The following is a 23671-nucleotide window of genomic DNA, read 5'->3' as shown; positions in this document are numbered from 1 at the left end:
AGCTTTACTGCTGGCGCAGCCCAAATACCCCTTTTCTCTTACTACTGAAGGCAGGATTCCATTTTCGGCGGCCATTGGGAGACTTCTCATCCTGATCAATGTCTGGCATATGCAAGGTGGCTGGTTTATTATTTTCCTGAACAGTGAACCATGAAAAAGGAATCTCAGTACCCTCTACAGCATTCCTGTACAATGCAAAAAAGCATGAACCATCACGATAATAACTTTTTCGTTTCAACCATTTGGGCACATTGCCATCCTGGTGCGCTTTATACAAAGCAGGAAAATTTATAAGCAGAGAAGCTATCCCTTCTTTAATACCCCGCTTAATATTAAATTGCTCACAAAGATAGTCGTTCAATTCATTGCGTATTCTGCTTGCAAAACGCTGATATGAGCGTCCTTTGTGTTGGGCTTCGAGCAGAGAAAAATGAGGTATCGCCCATGCCAGCAGTAAAGTGGCGAACAACATATGGGTGGGCACTGCGACTTTCTGCCCTTGAGCTTCATACTGGTATACCTGATCAAGAGAATGCATGAAGGCAAAAAGATTACTCTTGCACTGAGTATGTTTTCCGTCTTTCAAATATGCTCGATACATTGGAAACAAGGTATTCCACACAGGCGTCTGCAGGCAGAGTTCAACCCAAGGTTGACTTGCACCGGACTGCAAATCCTTTAACACTTCATCACGTAATCTGGACGAAGGACAGAGTTTTAATTTTCCATGATGCCTGGATATGGCCGCAAACGTATCTTTTTCAATGACGAATCCAGTCCGCGCAGAGTGACGAATTGCCCGAAGAATACGAACAGGATCTCTGGTAAAGCGCCGGTCAGGATCTCCAACCATACGAACGATTCTATTTTCCAGGTCTGCGACACCACCTGCATAATCGATGATGGTGTGATTTTCGACCTCATAAAAAAGAGAGTTTATGGTCAAATCACGACGAAAGGCATCTTCTACCAGCGTGCCATAGGTATTGTTTTGAGGCAGAATAGCATCAGGCCCATCCAGATCGTGCTCACTCTGTGAACGGAGGGTTGATATTTCAATGATTTTATTGCCGCGAAAAAACACCTGAACCAACCGGAAGCGCCTGCCGATGGTCCGACTGTTACGGAACAGTTTCCGTAACTGCCCGGGCCTGGCATCCGTAGAAATATCGAAATCTTTTGGCACTTTGCCAAGATACAGATCTCGCACACCTCCACCGACGAGGTAGCCTTTAAATCCTGCATCTCGCAAACGGTACAGTACTTTCAGCGCTTCTCTGTCCAGTAGTTTCTCTTCAATGGGATGTTTACCAGGAGGAATTACCACTGCTTCAACACCCTGGTTGTTCACACCCAATGTATCACCTGAGTCCGCTAACTCCATTTTACTATCTTCTACATTTCAGCCCGCAGTTTACACGGTAACTGATCACAAGCACTTCACCCTTGGATAATCGCGGCTTTCCACATAGATTAATACTATAATGAAAAACAGTGCTTATCCAAACCTGAAGCAGCTGTGACCAGTTACAATTCAAAGGTAAATACCAAGCTGTTATATACCCCGTGATCAGTTAGTGCCTGTCCATAAATGAGTTTTTTGTTCAAGTTTAAGGTATGCGATACACTTCACCACAAACATCTAGCTGATATTTAAATGATAAAATTGTAAACATAACGCAAAAACTAAGCAAAAAGACTATTTATGGGCAGTCACCAGTTAACAGTTAACACGCGTGGAGGAAGGAGAGCCCCCTTACCCCACGGACTGCACATTTCTATTTTCCTTGTAAACAGATTCAGCCGCTTTCACAAAACGGTCAAAAATTTCCCGAACAGGAAGAATTTCATTCATTTTGTACGTATTGGCTCCAGCGAAAACCAGTCCATTATCGACATCGCCATCATGGGCCTTCATTAATCTGTCATTAATGCAGTACTTATAACTGCATTTTTTCAGACACTGGAAGAGACATGTTCCCATCAAATCTTCAGCGCCTTTCTCCATTTTTTCAATAAACTGTGTTTTGATAGCACGTCCAGGCATTCCCACCGGAGACTCAACCAAAACAATATCTTCTTTCTTGGCGTTGAGAAATGCTTCTTTAAATTTCTGAGAAACCGAGCACTCCTTGCTTAACACAAAACGGGAGGCAATCTGCACGCCATCGGCACCGTATTTGTCCATCATTTCAGCCATTTCATAGCCATCGGTTATGCCACCGGCAGCAATAAGCGGCACCTTGGATACGACCTTTCTGATAGAAGGGAACAGATCGCGCAGCTTCTTTTCCGTGCCAAGGTGGCCGCCAGCTTCCGTTGCCTCACAGATAATCGCAGCAGCACCCAGCTTTTCTGCAAGCTTTGCAAAATTTGGGGAAGACACAATGGAAACAATAGGAATGTTGTATTTTTTCCCAATCTTAAAAATATCCCGGGAAAAACCGGCACCGGTGATAATCATATCCGCTCCGGCCTCAATGGATCCCATCACCAGCTCATAGAAATCTTTCATGGCGTACATGATATTTACCGCTATGACGCCATCAGTTTCTGTTTTTGCCTTACGGATATCTGCTTGTAACTCCTCAACGGGAAGGCCAGACCCACCAATAGTTCCAATACCTCCGCACTCAGCGACAGGAACAGCAAGAGCGGACGTTGACACGCGTACAGACATTCCCCCCTGAATGATCGGTATTTTTGCTATAAATGATCCTATTTTTAATTCTGGTAATTTCATTCAATTCTCGTTGTATGTATCTATTTCTCTGATCGTGGAATTTCAGGAGGAACAGTGAAAGCAAGTTCATTGCGCCAGACCGGGCATGTAGAGCCCGAAGCAAGCGTGATCTACGAATGGGTTGTCTGAAACTCCGGTATCTCCCCTGTCAGGTATTAGGCTGTCTGGGCAGTTCCTTCCAAAGGGGTTCCTTGGCCCATGTCAAGCACTCTGCTCCACTCTCTTCCGGAACAGAGCCTCCACACCTGCGGATTTTTACGTACACCTCAAAATCAGATAAAACAGCGCTTCCAGGCAGACACGGGCAAAAAGCAAATCAAGCATTTTTTACGCTTTATCTGTACGCTCCTGTTCTATATCGTCTGTGGTCAGTTGTAAATGTAAAACCTGACAAAGCTTTCATCTGAAAATAATTATAGCCACTTTACCAAAATTCCGCCACATCAGCTTGACTTTTCCCCCTGTTTCCGATTAAATTTTCATTTTTTTCGTTATAAAAAAAGGCCATACAAAACGATTTTACCTAGCACATACTATTGCGAATGGAGTAGTTGGTTGAAAATACAAGCAATAAACGGATTTAAAGACATCCTCCCAGAGAACGTACTGCTCTGGCAACACATTGAGAAAAAGGCCAGAGAAGTCTTTCAACGCTTTGGTTTACGCGAAATCCGTATTCCTATTCTTGAAAAAACTGAACTGTTTGTCCGCTCCATCGGCGAGGCCACTGATGTCGTTGAAAAGGAGATGTACACTTTTCCGGAGGCCGGTCTCACCATGCGCCCAGAGGCAACTGCGGGTATAATGCGTGCTTTTATTGAGCATGGGCTACATGTTCAGCAACCGATCCAAAGACTCTATGCCATTGGCCCGATGTTTCGCCATGAACGCCCGCAAAAAGGTCGGCAGCGACAATTTCACCAACTCGACACAGAAATAATCGGCTCTGTGGATCCGCAAATAGATGCTGAACTTATCAGCATGGGCCAGATGCTCCTTGATGAGCTGGGAATTACAACCAGTCTTGAGATCAATTCCATAGGATGCTCGCAGTGCCGTCCGCCATACAGGCAGAAACTTGTCTCATTTCTCGAAAGCAGACATGACGATCTTTGTGAAGACTGCAAAAGAAGAACGTATACCAATCCGTTACGGGTACTGGATTGCAAAAAAAGCACATGCCGCGAAATTGCAAAGGATGCTCCTTCCCTTCTTGAAGAAGTCTGTGACAACTGTAAAGGCCATTTTAATCAGGTACAGGCGTCCCTTGACCGAATGGGAATCACATATACCCTCAACCGTTTCATGGTTAGAGGATTGGATTATTACACTCAAACTACTTTTGAGTTTCTTACCGATGATCTGGGTGCGCAGTCTGCTGTAGGCGCTGGTGGTCGGTACGACGGTCTCATTGAACAACTTGGAGGGCCGGCCTTGCCTGGAATTGGTTTTGCCATGGGCATGGAACGTCTGGCCCTGTTGCTGGAACAGCAAAATAACCGGCCCCATATGGATTCTGAAATGGATCTGTTTTTAGCAGCACTGGGTCCTCAGTCCATGGATTATTGTGAAACCCTTGTCCACAAATTGCGCAAAAAAGGTATCCGAGCAGCCATGGATTACAGTGGCAGAAGCCTGAAAGCGCAAATGAAACAGGCCAATCGCTTCAAAGCCTCTTTTACGCTTATCATCGGAGACAACGAATTATTGGAACAAACTGGTATCATTCGTAACATGAGCACTCAGGAACAGCAGCCGATAGGTCTGGATACAAATACAGATCAATTGAGTAACGTCCTGGCAGAAATTGTGCGTTAAGGGTCGCGAATAATAATAAATATCCAAAAATTGCGTATAATATCGGTTTGCTAACGTTGTCGCGTTAATGGTTCCGGCCGTATTGAGCCATCAACGCGACGACGTTACCGAGTTGAGAAACAAGCAAAATTAGATACTTTATTTTTTTCCTGACCCTACAGTCCAGAAATGAGAACTTTCGTTCGAGAGCAGGTAAGCGAAAACCCCGAAAAGATCAGTTATGGACCAGCGCGAACGAATATTTATGCAGAGCACGCCCGGAAGCTATTGTATTTCGTAATTCCGGCGAGCATGATCAATGGTTCCTAATCCCATACGAGTTTGCCAAATCGGTGTTAGGAACCTCTTTTTTAGGCTGAACTGATTCAGCCAGCTGTTTACGTGGAGACAATTATGGAATCAATGGGAGTGCTTCGACGCACGCATAACTGTAACGAACTCAATGAGACCGCACTCGGCCAGGAAGTCACCCTAATGGGTTGGGTATTGCGCCGCAGAGATCATGGCGGTGTCATATTCATAGACCTACGGGACCGCTGGGGTATAACCCAGGTGGTATTCAATCCTGAAGTTAATCCTGATGTGCACACCAAAGCACACCAATTGCGCAGCGAATGGGTTCTGGCGATTAAAGGCAAAGTGGAAAAACGCCCTGGCGAGATGGAAAACCCTAAGCTCAAAACCGGCACCATTGAAATTCTGGTGGATGAACTTCGCATTCTCAATACCAGCGAGACACCGCCTTTTCCCATTGACGAAGAGTGCGATGTATCAGATTCACTTCGCCTGCAATATCGTTATCTGGATCTACGCAGGCCAGAGGTTGCCAACAACCTTGTCATGCGTCACCAGGCATTGCAAGCTGTTCGTTCATACTTGAACGCCAGCCAATTCCTGGAAATCGAAACGCCTATGCTTACCAGATCTACACCTGAAGGTGCGCGCGACTATCTGGTACCCAGTCGGGTTAATGCAGGTAAATTTTATGCGCTTCCACAATCTCCACAGCTCTTTAAACAGATTCTGATGATGTCCGGGATGGACCGATATTACCAGATCGTAAAGTGTTTCCGGGACGAAGACCTGCGAGCCGATCGCCAGCCAGAATTCACCCAAATTGATATGGAGCTGAGCTTCATGGGAGAAGACGATATCATACATTTGGTTGAAGGCATGATATCGGCCCTTTTCAAGGAAACCATCGACCTGACACTCTCAGCACCATTTGCGCGGATGACCTACGATGAAGCCATGCGCAGGTTCGGTACGGATCGCCCTGATACCCGTTTCGGCCTGGAACTGATAGACCTGAGCGACGTCCTGAAAGGCTGTGGTTTTAAGGTATTCAACACTGTTCTTGAAAGTGGCGGAGTGGTAAAAGCCATAAACGCCAAGGGGTGTGCAGGCTTTTCCAGAAAAGATCTGGACGACCTGACCGAATATGCCGGTCGCTTTGGAGCCAGAGGAATGGCCTGGATTAAAATCAAAGAAGAGGAATGGCAATCACCGATCACCAAATTTTTCAGTGAGCAGGAAATTGCGGCCATGCAGCAGGCTCTGGACGCTCAGCCAGGTGACCTGATTCTCTTTGGCGCAGACAAGTCTTCAACCGTACACCAGGTACTGGCTGAACTACGCCTGGAATTGGCCCGCAGGCTGAATCTGATTGAGGAAGGAACCTATGACTTCCTCTGGATTACAGACTTCCCCATGTTTGAATATGATGAAGATGCCAAACGCTACACCGCTGTTCATCACCCGTTTACTGCTCCCTACGAGGATCAGCTTGACTTGCTCGAAACAGCTCCAGAACAGGTAAAAAGCCGCGCTTATGACCTCGTCCTGAACGGCAACGAAATCGGTGGTGGGTCCATCCGTATTCACAATCCTGAAGTACAGGAAAAAGTATTCAAAGCCTTGGGTATCGATCAGGAAGAGGCAGAAGAAAAATTTGGATTCCTGCTGCAGGCACTGAAATTCGGCGCACCACCACATGGAGGAATCGCCTTTGGTGTGGATCGCCTTATCATGATTCTCACAGGTTCCAGTTCCATTCGCGACGTTATCGCTTTCCCCAAAACCCAAAAAGCCACCTGTCCGCTTACAGAAGCACCCGCTTCGGTTGCCAGGAAACAATTAACGGAACTGCACCTCAGACCGGACTGGAAAGAAAAATAAACAACCCAGGCAACCGTTCATCAAGGTCTGATAACAGGCCACCAAAATGGGAAACGGTTACGAGTGCTTCACATATGCACAATTAGCAGTATCTTTCTCCCTAAAAACCTGGGAGCAATCATATGCTCCCAGGTTTTTTAGCCCTTACTGTTCAACAGCTCCATAGGTTCTGTACTTCACAATATCCTCTATGCTTAGAACAGGCAATTCATAGAGATTAGCAAAATCAGGCATATCTGCCAGACGTGCCATGGTTCCGTCCTCCCTTGTCACTTCACAAAGTATACCTGAGGGATTGAGACCTGCTAATTTCATGAGATCAATTGTACCTTCGGTATGTCCTCTTCGTCCAAGCACACCTTTGACATCAGCTTTTAAAGGAAAAACATGTCCTGGATGGCTGAGATCCTCCGGAACACCTTGAGGGTTCACCGCAGTTTTAATAGTGGTCCAACGGTCGGAGGCGGAAACCCCTGTTGTCACGCCTTGTTTAGCCTCAATGGAGATAGTGAAGGCGGTTTGATTCTGGCTTGTATTGTTGTCCACCATTGGCGGAAGTTGTAGCCGATCAATATCATCATCGGTCAGGCAGAGACAAACTATGCCGCTACATTGGCGAATCATAAACGCCATCTGTGGAACAGTGAGGTGATCAGTCGAATAAATGAGATCCACTTCATTTTCGCGGTCTTCATCATCAACCAGCAAAACACCACCGCCTGCCTGCAAAACAGTCAGTGCGCGGGAAACGCGTTCTTGAGAATTTTTTCCAAATTGAGTGAGGGGAGACTGATTCATGGTATCTACTCCTTATACGGTACATGAATCAGGGCAAAGAGAAAGAATGCACGACGCCTGGTAAAACCGGAATGCGTGACGAACATAAATCGACAGCCTCCAGGAAGGATTCCTGGAGTACATACGATTATTTTTGGCTCCATAGGGAGCCTGTAATATATTCATTTCTCTCTCATCCGGACTATAACCGTCGGCTCCAGAATTTCACTGGAATCTGCTTGACCCTGTCGTACCACAGGCGCTCGCGGGCTTATGGAGTTGCCGTTCAAGGTAAACCCATTCACCGCCGGTGGGGAATTTCACCCCGCCCTGAGAATAAAATACGTGGTTGCATTTCAATGGCATGGATTGTGAAACACAGCACGCGAATTTCTTACACAAAAAAGTGCTGAAGCAGTACGATTCCAGCATTTTTTCCGTTTATCAGCATAGCGCTGAGAGAGTATAAGTCAAGCGTATTTTTCAGGCAACGAGTGTTCTTATTATCACTGCCTCTTTCAGGTGGAAAAAATTGCGTGCAAACAACATATCATGGTAATTACTGCCATGTATGAACACAACGAATTTTGTTAGCCAATGCCTGCCCATGAATGAAGATTTTCTTTCGAGAGCTAGGTATCTTCAAAATTTTACCGCAGGCATATAGCTGATATGTACCTAATGACGGGGTATACAACCGCTTGTATTCACCTGTACCTTAATTGTACGTGATTTCAGGTGTTCCAGATTTATGCAAGGGATATTCTTCGCAGGTAAGCGTAGACTCCGTTAGCCTATCTATTCAGGCAATTACGAATATGCAAATATGGTTAGCCTGTGACCACTTACGCTGATATTTTGAGGATACATTTTGAAGACGATACAGCAATCGGGCGGGCGAAAAGACCATTAATGTACAGGCACTAACCAAAATATTTTCCTGCCAAACGGCCTAACCAGCCATTCCGCTTCTTCACGACAGCACCATTATCAGCATCTTCTTTCGCATTTATCTGCTCTATATACCCTTTCAAGGTTTTTACATAGGCCGCATCATCGCGCTGAATATGCTGAATAAGCCATCCTTTCAGTACGCCGTGCAACTCCTCTTTAATATCTTCTCCGGATTCAAGGCGATTTTGGAATTTTGAAACTCTCTTGATAAACATCTCATGAACACTTTTATGAGCTTTGGCATAAGGATATTTCGCTTCCATCATCAAGGTTTCTTCAAATGCAAAATGGGACAAAGTATAATCAACAATACCTGTTATCACTCCTTTCACCGCAAGGGTATCTTGATCATCCATGGCTTGGGTGAGGTCATTAAGATATTGAATCAGTTGCTTATGCTGATTGTCTATTTCATCAAGACCAGTATCAAAGGCAGGATTCCAACAAATTAGTTCCATATATTTTCTCATATTCTCAGTTTTTATTATGCTATAATATCAATGTAAAAAATTCTTACATTGATAACCAGAGGTCGATGCATAAATATCCTTATAGCACTTATTGATAGACATTATCAAAATTTTTCACTCAATTTTTCCACTACGAGATAGAGATATGCCAAAAAATCAATCTTTGTATTCAATGTAGAGAAATACTTTTGCAGGCATTCATTCACAGTGCGTGTTATTATCCTGTTCTATACAGGATACGTTGTTCAAGGCAGTACTCATATTAGGGTCACGGAAAAAATACATTATCCAATCATGCTTGTCTCTCAACTCGGTAAAGTCGTCGCATCAATGGCTCAATACGACCAGTATGGAACCCTTGATGCGACGACGGTATTAAACCGATATCCTAGCAATTTTTGGATATTTATTGTTTCCCGTTCCGCTTAAACAAGTTCAAATAGGGATCGTAACAGGTGCTCGCTATGTTCATCAACACACACATGCTATTGGTAACATTTGCCATTGCCACTCTAACATCCGTTTCCTCAATTCATGCTGCGGATATCTGCTCACTCCTTAGGGAGGACCAGGCTGCCTGGTTACTCGAAACCGAAGTACAACCAGGCAAGACCACTCAAGGAATGCTGCCAGCGGGTAAGATTTGCACTTATCGATCACGGGAAGGCGACGCGAGCCTGAAGTATAAGATATCAAGCAACAGGGATATTACAGAGGAAGGGCTTTTTGATTCTGCGGCTGATATTATTAATCGGCAAAGAAAAGCACGCCATAACGCCTCCATACCAGACACAACGCTTACGGATAAAAACAGGCCAGGCGATGATGCATTATGGGACGGAACCAGTCTGTGGGTATTATCAGACCATACCCTGCTCCTGATTACCGTTATTCATCATACAGAACAGACATTTGCAGACATGGATGAAATGAAGAAAACGTTACGGCTGGAAAGAAGGAAACGTAGCATTGAAGCCGCACAAATTATCCTTGAACGGCTGAATCAGCAAAAGAAATGAGCGTTTATCGTTCATGATCCCTTGATTGTAAACGGTTGCCAGTGCTTCGTGCACAACGGGAAGACGCCGTAGAAGCTTGATAACTGGAAAAAAGAGCATTCGTAAACAAAACCTCCCAGTGGCCTCCTAATGGGAAAGAAGAAGTATCCACGGAGCAGGTGAAGGTACTCGGTCCAGATTGGAAATATAATCCGTCCAACCTGTCCGTGAATAATCATGCCTACCTGTCGGCCAGGGCATTTTCCCGACTTTAGCACCGGGGACATCATAGACAACGAGACCGGCATATACTTCTCCAACAACAATCTCCAGTTCTCCATCGCCATCAATGTCTCCTATAGAAGGCGAAGCAAGACCTCCATCGTAGTTCAGACTGCCAACGTGGCCGTTATCACCATATGGGAGTGCGATTTTATGTAAAAGGTTGCCCCAGTTATCCATAATAAAAAGATGACCACCTTTATTGGAATAGTATTGTGGCCAACTGGTGAAAATAATCTCAACTTTACTGTCATTATCGAGGTCTGCAACAACCGGTTCAGATGCAAAACGTATGGTCCCTTCTGTCTGGCTATACACTGAAAATGGCCATCTGCCATGTTCGGTTTTATCAAGTCGAAAACAGTGAACCTTTCCATCATAAGTAGATGTTAATATTTCCTTATTTCCGTCACTATCGATATCTACCACTACAGGATTAGATCTTTTCAGCGAAATGGCCCGCCATGAGTTTGTTAACGGCGAGCCGCTCTTGGGTAAATCAGATTCCCAATTATAGGAACCGTTGTTAAATCGCGTCCTGTCAACATTGTATATGAACGGCTTGGAATACTGAGCTTGATAGATGTAATTGGTATTATTTGGTGGGTTGTTATACACTCCTCCCACTATAACGATCTCATAGGAACCGTCACCATTAACATCTGCAATGGTTGCTGGAAAATCCGTGCCCATGTAAAACTGGCTGTCTAAAGAATTATCAGGTACATGCCATCCGATCTTTTCGTAAACATAGTTTTCATAATTTACAACGTCAGGCCAACGTGTATTATTATTAAAAACAGAATTTACAGGCAATGTAACTCCGTTATAGAAATACGCGCAGGTTTTGCCAGTGTCAGATGGGACAATGAGTTCACCATACCCATCATGATTAATGTCACCCACTGCTATATTCGGGCCATATATACCTAATGCATTTGCATTTGGGTTCGAGACAAATTGAGGCCATCCTGGTTTGATCTTTCCATCAAAAGAAAGGATGACAATATTCAAATTATTGGCTTTACCCCAGCCGACAATGATTTCATAATACCCATCATTATCTATGTCATAGATATTAAGGCTTTCTACAGGATCAGTCCTTCCCATTGGTTTTGTGGGGAAGCCAGGTAAAAAATTGCCATTACGATCATATGCGCAGACAAGCCCATTGGTATGAGCGGTAACTATCTCTGCAAAACCATCTTTGTTAATATCTGCAACAGCGATATTTGTATCAGTACCAATCGCCATATAGGTATTTGAAGTGTTCCGATCATTCCCGACCCAAAAAGACCATATAGTATTGCCAGTTGCTCCATCAAATGCTGCAACTTTAAAATTGGCCCAGATAACCTCTGCCACACCATCCATATCCAAATCAATTAACGCAGGGGATGTATACATGGCTTTATTGAATTCAACTTGGCGATATCCCCCTTTCTGCCATTTAAATACCGGCCGGGATACAGCAGAATACGCTGTTGTTGCAAGCAGAAGAATCGAAAAGCAAACGAGAGCAGATACATATTTTTTCATCTTTCACCAACTGTACATATCACCGAGTAGGATTTGAAAAAATCCAATAAACGCCACGTTACATTTATTATAGCATGTAACCATACCAATATAGAAATGATAGTTGTGTGGGGGGAGACTCAAATCGGCCAGAATTTACCGGCACTCCAAGGCGGACTAACCTTTGCTCGCTTATTTTTATGAGCGATATGACGGTATTGCGTAGTGAGACAGGCTATAGCTCAGAGGTCAACGTACGCAGCCTATAAATCGCTCTGGGGACTGCCTGCAGTTATGATGTAAATGAAAGTCAGGAGTTATATACCCCGTGATTCAACTACCTTTTGATGATCTCTTTAAAAGTCTTCATGATAAGCAGAATATCACCAAATAACGTTCTATCTGCAACATAACGCTGATAATAGACTAATTTCAAAGGAATAATTTGTTCAATATAAGTTTTTTCAGGGTCAAATGCATCACCCAGTATAGAATTTTCATTTTTAAATTCAATGGAAGCATAATCGGTTATGCCTGGAGGTAAGGACAAAACTACCTGGCGCACATCTTCTGGGTAAAATTCCACGTATCGAGGAACTTCTGGGCGAGGGCCCACAAGACTCATCTCTCCTCGAATGACATTTAGCAGCTGTGGTAACTCATCAAGTTTAGTACGTCGTAAAAATCGACCGCAATCTGTGATACGCGGATCTTTACCGACAGTCAGTTGCCTAGCGACCTTGTCCTGCCTATCTACCATTGTTCTAAATTTAAAAATCCTAAATATTTTACCGAAGCGTCCGACTCTGTCTTGCCGAAAAAAAACAGGCCCAGGACTATCGATTTTTATCCATAAACCAATGCAAAAGAAAAGCGGTAACAATATGAGTAGCCCCAGTAAAGAAAAAAACAAATCGAATATACGTTTAACAATCATTTAAGTATATCCTGAACAGCCTGAATTACGCGTTCTTGATCGTGTGAATCCATTTTAGTGTACAATGGCAGACTTATAGCATTATTATATGCATGTAAAGCGTTTGGAAAATCCTCTGGTTCAAAGTTATATCTATCACGCCAATAGGGGTGCAGATGAAGCGGTATAAAATGGACGCTGCATCCAATTCCTTTCTCTGCCATTAACTCTATAAATTGATTCCTAGACATTCTTTGATCTTGAAGCCTTATCACATAAAGATGCCAGGCATGAAAATCTTCTCCTGGAGCTTTTGAGGGCAATAAAAGTGGCAGGTCAGCAAAAGCTTTATCATATTCAACCGCCAAAGCTTTCCTTTTTTCGTGAAATTGCCAGATCTTTCGTAACTGATGAATCCCAAGGGAAGCGGCGATATCGGTCATGTTATACTTGAAACCAGGCGCGACAACTTCGTAGTGCCAACTTGGCTTTGTTGAAGTATATCGGTCGAATGCATCTCTGCTAATCCCATGCAACCTCATTATTTTACAGCGTTTTGCTATCTCAGCATTATGGGTGACAATCATCCCACCTTCACCTGTTGCAACAGTTTTCGTTGCATAAAAACTATAAACAGTGGCATCACTTTGAAGTGAACCAATTAAGCTGCCTTTATACGTAGATGGCAAGGCGTGTGCTGCGTCTTCAACGACTTTTAAATTATATTTCTGAGCAATTGACAGAATGGGATCCATATCACAGGCAAGACCAGCAAAATGCACAGGGATAATAGCTTTTGTTCTGGATGTAATAGAAGATTCAATTTTCTCTGGTGCAATATTCAATGTATCAGGACTTACATCAACAAATACGGGATCTGCTCCTAAATACCGAATAACTTCAGCAGTCGAAGTGAATGTATATGGAGTAGTAATAACCTCATCACCTTGAGTTATACCAATTGCCTCGAGAGCAAGATGTAACCCCGAAGTTGCAGAATTAACAGCAAAAGCTTCGACATTTTTCCCAATAAAGGTTTCAAATTGTTTTTCAAAATTCTTCGTTTTGGGACCAGTGGTCAGCCAGCCGGAACGTAAAGAATCTAAGACTTCATTAATTTCATCTTCGCCTATATCAGGCAGAGCAAAAGGCAAAAATTTTTCCATATTAATCATCGAACATAAATTGTTTTAAATATAGCATCGCTCAATTGAAAATAGAGAGGAGTATACAATTCAAATCAGCCTGTAATTTCCACAATATTTACCGTTTAGTTATCAGTGTCTATCAATAAATGAGGAGTGTCGTTCGAGAGAAGGTAAGCAAAGAACAAGACTCTAAAAAGAGCATTATGAACAGACACTTAATCGCTATTTGCAACAAGTGATCACATCTACAACTATTTCACGATCACAATGCCCAACTCTGGGTCCAGAAATCATTTAGCTATTACAATCACACAATAAAGACATAACGGAAAAGTCACTTTGCGTATTCATCATAAACTAAATTTTTGGGATTAGATAGTGATGATATATTCATTCATCCTTCTTCCTTCAGGTGTGATATATTGACGTTGAATATCAAAACCTACCTTCTGATAAAAAGCATTCACATTTGCATTCTCATCTCTATCTGTCGTAAGAAAAACTTTATTACAACCCTTTTCTTTGGCACCATCCAAAAAGGCCTTGATGAGCTTCTGTCCAACGCCTTGCCTTTGCACTTCTGGCAAAATACCAATAGAAAACAAACCGGCAATATCTGTACCAATTGGATTATCACCAGGATGTTTCAATCCTCTTGCTACACGAAAAAAAATAGAGGGTTTCTTAATAATTGGAATAACTGATGCTAGTGCAAATTTATACCAACTGCTTTTTAATAATTTGGTATAAAATCCGCGAGGATTAGATGTACCAACTACAAACCCAGCTGGAGTCCCTTTACTATCGAGAGAGATGAAAGCAATTCCGTCAGAAGCAGAACAAATTCCTTTATAAAAAATTTTAAGAAATCCTGGGCCTAAAAATGTAAGAAAAAATGAAGGAAAACTAGACAAATGAATCTCAACGACAGACTCAATATCTTTTTCGGTCATACACCGAATTGTAGAATGCTCATTAACGATCATTGTTTTGTATAGCGTTAGATATTACCTGCAAAAATTTCTCACTGAGAGTGATTCTATTAAAATTTTGCATTACATAATCACGTCCTTTTTGTCCTATATCTAATCGTTTTTGCAAGGGCATGTTAACAAATTTAACAATAGAATTTGCCATTTCTTCTCCATTTTCTGCCTCACCAACGCACCCTGCTCCAGCCTTTGTCACCAAATCGGCAGTCTCTCCTTTACCTGCAACAATTACAGGTCGTGCTGCAGCAAGAAAATCAAAAAGCTTATTGGGTAAGTTTCCAATAAAAAATTCACCTTTACGATTAGGTAATAAAAATACATCAGCCGTTGAGAGAAGAGAAACAGAATCATCACGAGGAACTGGATCGTGAAATACCACATTGGTAAGCTGAAGGTCGTTTACACGTTGCCTTAACTTGATTTTTTCGTCTCCATCACCAATGAAGACAAAAACTATACGTGAATCATTTCTTAATAAAATGGCGGCGTCAATAATAGTATGCAGCGCATTGTAGGCCCCGTGAGCTCCCATGTACATGGCAACAAATTTCTGATCGAGTACAAGTTTATCTCGAAATTGTTTCTTTACCTTATCATTTTCATGCCCGTGAAAGAGCGAGAAGTCTACCCCATTTGTAATTTCGGTGATTTTATTTGGGGAGACCCCCTTTTGAATAATATTTTGACAAATACCGTGAGTAAGACCGACTATATGTATAGCCTTATTGTAACAAAATATTTCAAGCCATTTAGCAAGTTTAATCAGAACTCTATTTTTAACAACACCACATGCAATAGGAGCATCTGGCCACACATCGGTCACTTCAAAAACAAAAGGTACTCTACGCATACGTGAAATGACATACCCGAGAAGACCAACAGACAATGGAGTTGATACCGCATAAATAGCATCTACATCTTTAACCTTGAACGATTGCTTAATCGATGAAAAAAAATAGGTAATATAATAGTAAAATCGCTTTAAAAAACTTCCTCGAAAGTCAGCAAAGGAATACACATAATGAATATCGACTCCATCAATAGTTCGAGAAACAGTAGCTTTTTTACCTTCAAATTTAACACAGGCATTTTTATAATCTACATTACTGGTAATAGCAGTTACATTGTAACCCTTATTTTTTGCATATTTACAAAAAAAGAAATGCCGATCAGAACCGGCATCATGGGCAAGCTCAAAGACCTGGCAGAGATACAGAATATTCATCAATACTTGTTTCCTACAATTTTGGTGATATGTTGTGCTATATACTCAACATGCTCCTTGCCTAGATGAGGTCCTATGGGAATACTTAATATTTCATCAGACAATTTTTCAGAGACTGGGAGAAAAGAATTCTTCATATATGCATATGCAGTTTGCGAGTGGGGAGGAATCGGGTAGTGAATCAATGTTTCAATACCGGCTTTTTGTAATTCCAGTTGCAGGGTATCTCTTTGTGCCGATCGCACAACAAAGAGATGATACACATGCTCAAATCCTTTTGTTATTGTCGGGAGAGCGATATTCGTTTGTTGGAGTAACTGATGATATATTTTTGCTAAAGATCTGCGTCTTTCGTTCCACTCATCTAAATAGCGTAACTTTACACGGAGGATGGCCGCTTGAATAGAATCCAGCCTACTATTATACCCTATTATGTTATGTGTATATTTTTTAAAAGAGCCATAATTCCGTAGCATAAACAGTTTTTCAGCGACATCCTCATCATTAACTGTGATTGCGCCGCCATCACCATATGCACCTAGGTTTTTTCCTGGATAAAAGCTGAAAGCTGCTGCATCACCAATACTTCCTACACGTTTAGTTTTATACTTAGCGCCATGTGACTGCGCAGCATCTTCAATAACTTTTACATTATACTTAGCTGCTATCTCCATTATTGGATCCATATCAGCAGGGCGACCATACAAATGAACAGGTATTATAGCCCTGGTCCTAGAAGTTATCTCCTTTTCAATTAATTCCGGAGCCATTGTGTAGGTACAGTCATCAACAGGTTCAACCGCTATCGGTTTCGCTCCGCAATGACTTACTGCCAGCCACGTAGCTATAAACGTATTGGATGGTACTATTACTTCATCTCCCTGACCAATATCAAATGCGGCCAATATCAAACGAAGTGCATCCAGCCCATTACCAACAGCAACGCAATATCTAGAATTACAATATGCTGCGAAATCCTGCTCAAATTGCTCAACCTCTTCACCTAAAATATACCATCCAGAGCCAAGGACGCGCTCAACCGCCTGATCTATTTCCTCTTTTACCTCATCATAGGTCGCCTTAATATCTAAAAAAGGAATCATACTCCCCCCTTTTCCCGCACGGCCTGTAAAAAAAGATCATAATCCCTGAAATAATCATTCTCATCATACACTTCAGACGCTAATACCATAAGAACTGCTCCTGATGAGACATTGGTAATGTCCCTCCACATCATTGGCGAAACATATAGCCCATAATATGATCTATTCATGTGAATCGTTCGCGTCTGGTACCCATCGTCGAGAATCACATCAAAAGACCCGGACATTGACACTATAAATTGCTCGAGTTTGCGATGTCCGTGTGCACCCCTTTCTGCTCCTCCGGGAATATCGTATAAGTAGTATACTCTTTTAATATCAAACGGGATGTGGCGATCCCCTTCGATAAAAGTGAGATTACCGCGAGGATCGGATATTTTTGGAAGATCAATAATTTTGCAATCAGTCAAGGCCATGTCTATGCTCCTCATACCGTATTATCCTGGCTGGATTACCTACAACAACTGCATAGGGAGGAACATCTCGCAAAACTACGGATCCGGCGCCAACCATAGCTCCCCGCCCAATACTTAATCCGCAAAGAATAGTTGCATTGGCACCAATCGATGCACCACGCTCAATTATTGTACGCCGCAATGTAAAGGCCTGCTTACTTCGCGGAAAAATATCATTAGTAAAAGTGGCATTTGGCCCTATAAACACGTCATCTTCAATGGTAAGCCCATCCCATAACTGCACACCACATTTAACCGTTACCCTATCACCTACTATTACTTCATTTTCAATGAATACATTATCACAAATATTACACCCTGAACCAATCACAGCACCAGGTAATATATGAACAAAGGCCCAAATACGAGTATCCGCACCTATATTTAATGTTTCAACTAATGCATTAGGATGAACAAAATGATCCATTTTTCATTATCCAGCTATTTGACTGTAAATATTTACGAGCTTCACCGCCTCATTCTCCCAATTTAAATTATGAGTTACGGCATTTTTCCCAGCTTTACCCATTGTTTCAGCTAATTTTTGATCGTCCAATAAAGAGGTAATTGCACGTGCTATTTCCTCAGGAGAACCTGGATTGACACAAATACCACATTGATTTTTCTCTACTATTTGTTTCCAGAGAGGAAAATGTGATGCAATTAAAGGAAGTCCGGCAGCCATATATTCAAACATTTTATTTGGTTGCGATTCGTTATGGTTAGGCCCTGGAAGAAACGTTACCACCCCAGCTTGCGAAGAGGCCATTATCTGAGAAACTTCATCGCGGTCAACAATGCCTCTGTAATCAACAAATCTCCAACCAGGCATTACCTGTAACTCTTTGGAGTAGGATTCACTCTCAAATGGCCCGCACATAACTAAAGTAACATTCTGCAATAAATTAACAGCCTCAACAACTTGAGAAATACCACGCTCTCTGGTAATTGCACCAATATAACAAAAAGTACGCGAAAATGACTCTTCAGTGTTTTTTAATACACAGTCAAATTCACCTAAAAGAGGATAGTTATTTATATCAATACTTATTTGATTGATTGGTTTAAAACGCGCAGCAATAAAAGGCGTAGCTCCAATAACAGCGTCAAGTTTTTTAGCAATTCGATTTTCAATTTTTTCAAAAAGAAAGGAGACGAATTTGCGCAAGGCGGGATATATCCAATGCTTTGATAAAATTTGCCGGGGAAAGTCTTCATGGGAATCGTATATAACCCGGAAGTTTTTTCGCTTAAGAAAAAAACCTGCAGGCAACAGTTCAGGATCATGAAGATGTATAATATCAGCAGAGGATTTCTTTAAAAAATTATACATTTTTAATGGCGAAAGAATAATCCTATATAATCGATTTCCGAAAGGATGACCAATATCGTATATATTGACTCCATCAAGAATTTCAGGGCCTTCACCATCTTGAACTATGAGATTAACTTCATATCCTGCCTTACTCAACGTCCTACATTGTTTATAAAAAATTCGAACATCATATCGCTTGTGCACCGATGTTACAACATATACTTTAGGCATTACTAAAACCACCTTTTTCATTCAAAAACAAATATTTATAAGCTTTCAGCAAGAGGCTAGTCGAAACAAACAAAAAAAGCAAAACGACAAGACCATGTGTAAGCAATGTAATCAGCAAATCTGCTGAAACCGTAAATATTAATACTGGAATAAGAAATGCCGTACCGACAAATTCTTTTCCATATCTTTGAGCCCATGAATCAATCATCACATAGATCAGAGCGATTATTGCAGAGTATATTATAATCCCAATTACCCCTCCGTTCATATACGCGCTAGCTATCCATCCAGTATTAGCAGAAATATTATAATTGCCAGTCATCATACCTCCAACATATTTCATCGCAGGCATTGGCAATTGAGAATCAACTAAACCAAAACTAACTTTACTTTCTGCCCATAACATGAAATCATGATCAGAAAAAAAAGAAAAATAATAAAAATTAATATGACTAGGAATAAAAATTACTCTATTAGCAATAAGTGAACTAAAATAATATATTTTGTTATGAAAAATAAGAATTAAACAAGATATTAAACTGTAACCCCATACAACAATCATATAAGGACGGGAAAATTTAAAAAGAAAATATCCAGATATAGCAATAAAAGGATAAAACAACATAGCTTTATGGCTGGAAAAGATAAAAAACAGACACCCTGTGACCATAATAACAAATAAAGAAAAATATCTTTTTCGTTCAATACTTAAAGCAACTAAATAGCCAACAAGGGTACTAGATGCAAGAGGCAATAAATATCTCAATAAATATGGAATTTGGGCAGATATTTTAAATCTATAATTATATACTTCTTGAAAATTGAAATTAAAATTACCACGAACCGAAATCGATAACCAAATTAAGACAAAAAAGACAAACAACATGACTGAATAGAAAGGAAGAGTGCCGTGATTATACTTGCCGTAACGCCTCTTTTTCAAGATGAAAAAGGAAAAAATATGGTAAAATATAATTAAAAATAACAAACCAAGCGACATTAAAAATAAATATATACGGTCACTTCCTTGCTGGGCGGATAATACTGCGGCTGGCACAAGCAATACACAAAAATACAACCAATTATATAATTCACTGGGCCTTCTTACTTTCCGAGGCAAAAGAAAAGATATAATAATGAGCAACAGTAATTCTATATACCAATCGGCACGAGCATTAGAGACCATGCCTCCGAAGTTGTATATTGGCGCAACTAATCCTGTATACAAAAAAGACAAAATAATGAAAGCCAAAGAGATAGAGAGAGTATTCCATGGTAATAAAATTTTGAAAGCTCTAAAAAGTGACAGAGTATCTGCTGGATACTTTTGAGCATTTATTACAGGACCTTTATCAATTCTCATAGTTTATATATTTTCTAAGTCTCTACATTACCAAAACTAGTTATCGCCTACCCACAATTGGGCTTTCCGCCAATGTCTTGTATTATGATTACAACAGTATCATCGCAGGCAAGACTAGACTCCGTTATCAAACATTCGCCTTCAGTGCATTTTGAGCAGAACGCAAAATTGAGTAAAAAATCGTAACTGATCACGGGGTTAACAACACTGATATTTCGATTAGTTCTGAATTGCAACTGGTCACAGGTGCTTCAGATTTGGGCAAGCGTGTTTTTTCGCTATAGACTATCTATGCAGGGAACCGCGATCGTGCATAGATGGGGGCACCTGTGACCAGTTACAAAAAATCATTTAAAGGCAAACACTAACTAGACCTATAATTACACAGCGCATCGATGATATTTTTACTCGCCATACCGTTACCATATAAATTTACATCAAATTTTTTTTCATCAGCAACGGGTTTGTTTACAGCATGAATGATCGCGTCCGGATCACTCCCAACCAATGTATTGACTCCCAAATCAACAAGCTCAACCCATTCTGTTTCATCGCGTAGAGTAACACATCTCTTTTTGAAGAAAAAGGCTTCTTTTTGCAAACCACCACTATCTGTCATTACAATTCTGGCATGCTTGAGCAATTCAATAATATCAAAATATCCAACAGGATCAATAGTCTTGAAATTCACCTTTAACTTCAATTTATTAATCTGTTTTTGAGTCCTAGGATGTAACGGCATAACTATTTCATTACACTTTGAAAGAATATTTAAAGCATATACTATTTTTTCCAGACGAGAAATATCATCTGTATTTTCCGCTCGATGAAGAGTGCACAGTAAAAATTCATCATCATTAAGCTTCATCTCTTTAACAATAGAAGATTTATTCACAGAAAATGTACTATAATAAATGGCTGCATCTTGCATCACATCACCAGTCTTAACCAGACTGCAAGGGAAATGATCGTACCCCTCTTCCTTTAAATTCGTAATTGCATTATCAGTAGGGCAACAAAGGATATCACTGACACGATCAGTAAGAATACGATTTACCTCTTCAGGCATATTCATGTTTCTACTTCGTAATCCTGCTTCTACATGTACTAGGTTAATATTATTCTTTCTAGCAGCTAAAGCACCTGCCAACGTAGAATTAGTATCACCATATACCATTACAAAGTCGGGCTGATGAATGGAAAGAATTTCTTCAATTTTTTCCATCATCCTACCTGTCATAGCACCATGCCCCATTGAGTCAATATTTAAATTATAAACAGGTTTTGGTATCTGTAATTCTTTAAAAAATACATCGGACATATTTTTATCAAAATGCTGTCCAGTATGCAGAATTATCTCATTAATACGAGATGACTCATCAGATTTTTTAGCATTATACTCAGCAATACATCTGCTTACAGCAGCTGCTTTTATGAATTGAGGCCTAGCACCAACAACAGTTAATATATCCACAAAAATACCCTCTATTTATCTATAATCTATAAACTATCTTGGCAAATATTATTTATACACATGTGATGTTATTGAATAAAATATAGATATAAAATAAAAAACGTTACACTTTATTTGGTTAGATATCATTATATATACGCATTTTTGATATCAACTCAATCATAAATGCAGACACAAAGCCTGTGAAAATCCCCAAAAACACACCTAAAGATACAATCAACACTCTGTTTGGAGAGACAGGTTCTCGCGAAAGAGTTGGTTCTTTGTGAACACTTGTATTTTGAATTTGATTAATCTCTAATAAAGCATCTTTGATATCATTAGCATATAAATTTTCTTTGTTCTGCAATTCAGCAAGATTTTTTTGTAATTGAAAAATTCTATTTTGCTGAGTATGGATTTCATTTGAATATAATAATATATTGACAGATCCTCCTGGACTAACCGAAGCTTTTTTACGCATACTCTCAAGAGTTTCAATTTCATCCATTGTTTTAGTGATGTGACTTTCTACTAATTCAATTTGAGATGTTAAAGAAGACTCATCATACTTGGCTTTCTCTATTCTATTTTTAATTGCTTTCACTCTAGGAGCAATTTTCTCTTCGATATCATCAACAATATAGTTAACCAGTTCACTACATATTTGTATCGCCTGTTCTTCCCCTTTACTTTTCACTGAAATTTCCACTAAATTCGTTCCAGGAGGAATTGTTGCCTTAAAATCGGGGATATCCCTCATGTTAATTTTGAGTTTTTCTGCAATTTTTTTATTAAAGCTTCCTGTTACAACAAGCTCGCGTATGGAATGAGAACTTCGAACCTGCCCATTAGAATCGCTTGCTGGCTCAAGCAACGTTGTAATTTCATATACGTCGGGTATCATAAAACTCGTCACACCTGCCACAGCAGTAAAGAATATGATTATAATAACAATTAACCATTTTCTTTTCCAAAATATGGAGATTATCTGAAGAATATCGATCTCTCCATCTGCCCTATTTGAAATAACACACTCTAGTTCTTGTTTATTCATGTATAACCTATTCATTATTTCTTCTGGATAGCACTTATCTGAAAAACACTGCAAACACACATACACCGCATTGCATATTCCTCATGGTCCTCATAGATATGCTGGAATCTCACTTTCCCAAGGCAAAATCATCTTAAACAAATCTGGGGGCTCTTTAAATCAGATTATCTCTCTAGAGGCTGTTCATAAATAGAAATTCTGATTCTACAACAAGGCATATTAAAAATATATCCACAGGAACATGGTTGATACCAGTGAAAAAGGGATATGTATAGACAGACACCTGCAAAACAATTCACCGCAAGTATCTATGCATACGTAGCTCAACAGCAACATGGTGCAAAACATTAACATATCGATTGTACCTACACAACACCTTGGTATGTTCACGGTATCTGCTCAAGCTTTTAGTTCTGGCGCGAAGCGCCGGGATCAGGCGTTTGACGAAATCAGTACCGCGACTCACTGCGGCGCGGAGCTGCCGGGAACAGTTTACAGCGCGAAAATGCTGGTAGACTCATAATTGTAAGATATTAGTGCTTCATATATGCACAAGTTGACTGACGGGCTATATGTAACCATACATAATAACCACATCGTATGTTGAAAATATACCAGTAAACGATTACGGTGCAGCGAAGCCGATATGTTCCCCAATGCCACCAGGGCATATCA

General features: G+C 40.8%; 18 protein-coding genes, 2 pseudogenes and 1 riboswitch. Of the genes and pseudogenes, 3 read left to right on the top strand and 17 right to left on the bottom strand.

Features of this window, described 5'->3' with window-relative positions; translation table 11 throughout:
• Window positions 1–4: 4 nt before the first annotated feature.
• Both pcnB and G493_RS0100830 read right to left on the bottom strand, forming a co-directional pair.
• Window positions 5–1384 (bottom strand): polynucleotide adenylyltransferase PcnB, encoded by a 1380-nt coding sequence (gene pcnB, locus G493_RS0100835; RefSeq protein WP_028578840.1) that lies wholly within the window; start codon window positions 1382–1384, stop codon window positions 5–7.
• A 372-nt stretch (window positions 1385–1756) separates the two neighbouring features.
• Window positions 1757–2743 (bottom strand): NAD(P)H-dependent flavin oxidoreductase, encoded by a 987-nt coding sequence (locus G493_RS0100830; RefSeq protein ID WP_028578839.1) that lies wholly within the window; start codon window positions 2741–2743, stop codon window positions 1757–1759.
• A gap of 555 nt (window positions 2744–3298) precedes the next feature.
• Here G493_RS0100830 and hisS point away from each other — a divergent pair.
• A complete protein-coding gene (gene hisS / locus G493_RS0100820) occupies window positions 3299–4561 on the top strand; it encodes a histidine--tRNA ligase (protein ID WP_035272853.1) in 1263 nt (420 codons plus the stop codon).
• 393 nt (window positions 4562–4954) lie between these two features.
• Entirely contained in the window at window positions 4955–6739 is a 1785-nt protein-coding gene (gene aspS / locus G493_RS0100815; protein ID WP_035272851.1) for an aspartate--tRNA ligase, read from the top strand.
• Between the two features lie 144 nt (window positions 6740–6883).
• On the opposite strand, the gene ribB is transcribed toward aspS, so the two are convergent.
• Window positions 6884–7537 carry a 3,4-dihydroxy-2-butanone-4-phosphate synthase gene (gene ribB, locus G493_RS0100810; RefSeq protein WP_028578835.1) on the bottom strand — a complete coding sequence of 218 codons (654 nt, stop codon included), beginning with the start codon at window positions 7535–7537 and terminating at the stop codon, window positions 6884–6886.
• Window positions 7538–7697: 160 nt separating this feature from the next.
• A riboswitch (FMN riboswitch) is annotated at window positions 7698–7858 on the bottom strand.
• 581 nt (window positions 7859–8439) lie between these two features.
• Window positions 8440–8928 carry a bacteriohemerythrin gene (locus G493_RS0100805; RefSeq protein ID WP_028578834.1) on the bottom strand — a complete coding sequence of 163 codons (489 nt, stop codon included), beginning with the start codon at window positions 8926–8928 and terminating at the stop codon, window positions 8440–8442.
• A 476-nt stretch (window positions 8929–9404) separates the two neighbouring features.
• On the opposite strand from G493_RS0100805, the gene G493_RS0100800 reads away from it, so the two are divergent.
• Window positions 9405–9959: a hypothetical protein gene (locus tag G493_RS0100800; RefSeq protein ID WP_028578833.1), complete on the top strand. Its 555-nt coding sequence runs from the start codon at window positions 9405–9407 to the stop codon at window positions 9957–9959.
• Window positions 9960–10085: 126 nt separating this feature from the next.
• On the opposite strand, the gene G493_RS0100795 is transcribed toward G493_RS0100800, so the two are convergent.
• The 13 genes and pseudogenes from G493_RS0100795 to G493_RS0100735 form a co-directional block, all read right to left on the bottom strand.
• A complete protein-coding gene (locus G493_RS0100795; RefSeq protein ID WP_028578832.1) occupies window positions 10086–11759 on the bottom strand; it encodes an FG-GAP repeat domain-containing protein in 1674 nt (557 codons plus the stop codon).
• 316 nt (window positions 11760–12075) lie between these two features.
• Window positions 12076–12672: a sugar transferase gene (locus G493_RS0100790; protein ID WP_028578831.1), complete on the bottom strand. Its 597-nt coding sequence runs from the start codon at window positions 12670–12672 to the stop codon at window positions 12076–12078.
• Window positions 12672–13820 carry a DegT/DnrJ/EryC1/StrS family aminotransferase gene (locus G493_RS0100785; protein WP_028578830.1) on the bottom strand — a complete coding sequence of 383 codons (1149 nt, stop codon included), beginning with the start codon at window positions 13818–13820 and terminating at the stop codon, window positions 12672–12674. The genes G493_RS0100790 and G493_RS0100785 overlap by 1 nt, the downstream gene beginning before the upstream one ends.
• A 353-nt stretch (window positions 13821–14173) precedes the next feature.
• Window positions 14174–14755 (bottom strand): GNAT family N-acetyltransferase, encoded by a 582-nt coding sequence (locus G493_RS0100780; RefSeq protein ID WP_035273100.1) that lies wholly within the window; start codon window positions 14753–14755, stop codon window positions 14174–14176.
• A gap of 22 nt (window positions 14756–14777) precedes the next feature.
• A complete protein-coding gene (locus G493_RS0100775; RefSeq protein WP_028578828.1) occupies window positions 14778–16019 on the bottom strand; it encodes a glycosyltransferase family 4 protein in 1242 nt (413 codons plus the stop codon).
• Window positions 16019–17122 carry a DegT/DnrJ/EryC1/StrS family aminotransferase gene (locus G493_RS0100770; protein ID WP_028578827.1) on the bottom strand — a complete coding sequence of 368 codons (1104 nt, stop codon included), beginning with the start codon at window positions 17120–17122 and terminating at the stop codon, window positions 16019–16021. Before G493_RS0100770 ends, G493_RS0100775 begins: the two co-directional genes overlap by 1 nt.
• Entirely contained in the window at window positions 17119–17538 is a 420-nt protein-coding gene (locus tag G493_RS0100765) for a sugar 3,4-ketoisomerase (RefSeq protein WP_028578826.1), read from the bottom strand. The genes G493_RS0100770 and G493_RS0100765 overlap by 4 nt, the downstream gene beginning before the upstream one ends.
• Before the next feature lie 13 nt (window positions 17539–17551).
• A pseudogene (locus G493_RS34750) lies at window positions 17552–17686 on the bottom strand (N-acetyltransferase); the annotation flags it as partial.
• 222 nt (window positions 17687–17908) lie between these two features.
• Window positions 17909–18004: pseudogene (locus tag G493_RS34745) on the bottom strand (WxcM-like domain-containing protein); the annotation flags it as partial.
• A gap of 6 nt (window positions 18005–18010) precedes the next feature.
• The gene (locus G493_RS0100755) at window positions 18011–19123 is read right to left on the bottom strand and encodes a glycosyltransferase family 4 protein (protein WP_028578824.1); all 1113 of its coding nucleotides are present in this window, start codon (window positions 19121–19123) and stop codon (window positions 18011–18013) included.
• Window positions 19116–20486, bottom strand: coding sequence for a hypothetical protein (locus G493_RS0100750; protein WP_153306400.1), 1371 nt, complete (start codon window positions 20484–20486; stop codon window positions 19116–19118). The genes G493_RS0100755 and G493_RS0100750 overlap by 8 nt, the downstream gene beginning before the upstream one ends.
• A 364-nt stretch (window positions 20487–20850) precedes the next feature.
• Entirely contained in the window at window positions 20851–21960 is a 1110-nt protein-coding gene (wecB, locus tag G493_RS0100740; RefSeq protein WP_028578822.1) for a non-hydrolyzing UDP-N-acetylglucosamine 2-epimerase, read from the bottom strand.
• Between the two features lie 118 nt (window positions 21961–22078).
• Window positions 22079–22996, bottom strand: coding sequence for a Wzz/FepE/Etk N-terminal domain-containing protein (locus tag G493_RS0100735; protein ID WP_161629772.1), 918 nt, complete (start codon window positions 22994–22996; stop codon window positions 22079–22081).
• Between the last annotated feature and the right edge of the window lie 675 nt (window positions 22997–23671).

Origin of the sequence: Desulfogranum japonicum DSM 18378, assembly GCF_000429945.1 — a bacterium.
Classification (GTDB): domain Bacteria; phylum Desulfobacterota; class Desulfobulbia; order Desulfobulbales; family Desulfobulbaceae; genus Desulfogranum; species Desulfogranum japonicum.
This window is presented reverse-complemented; position numbering and strand designations above follow the sequence as displayed.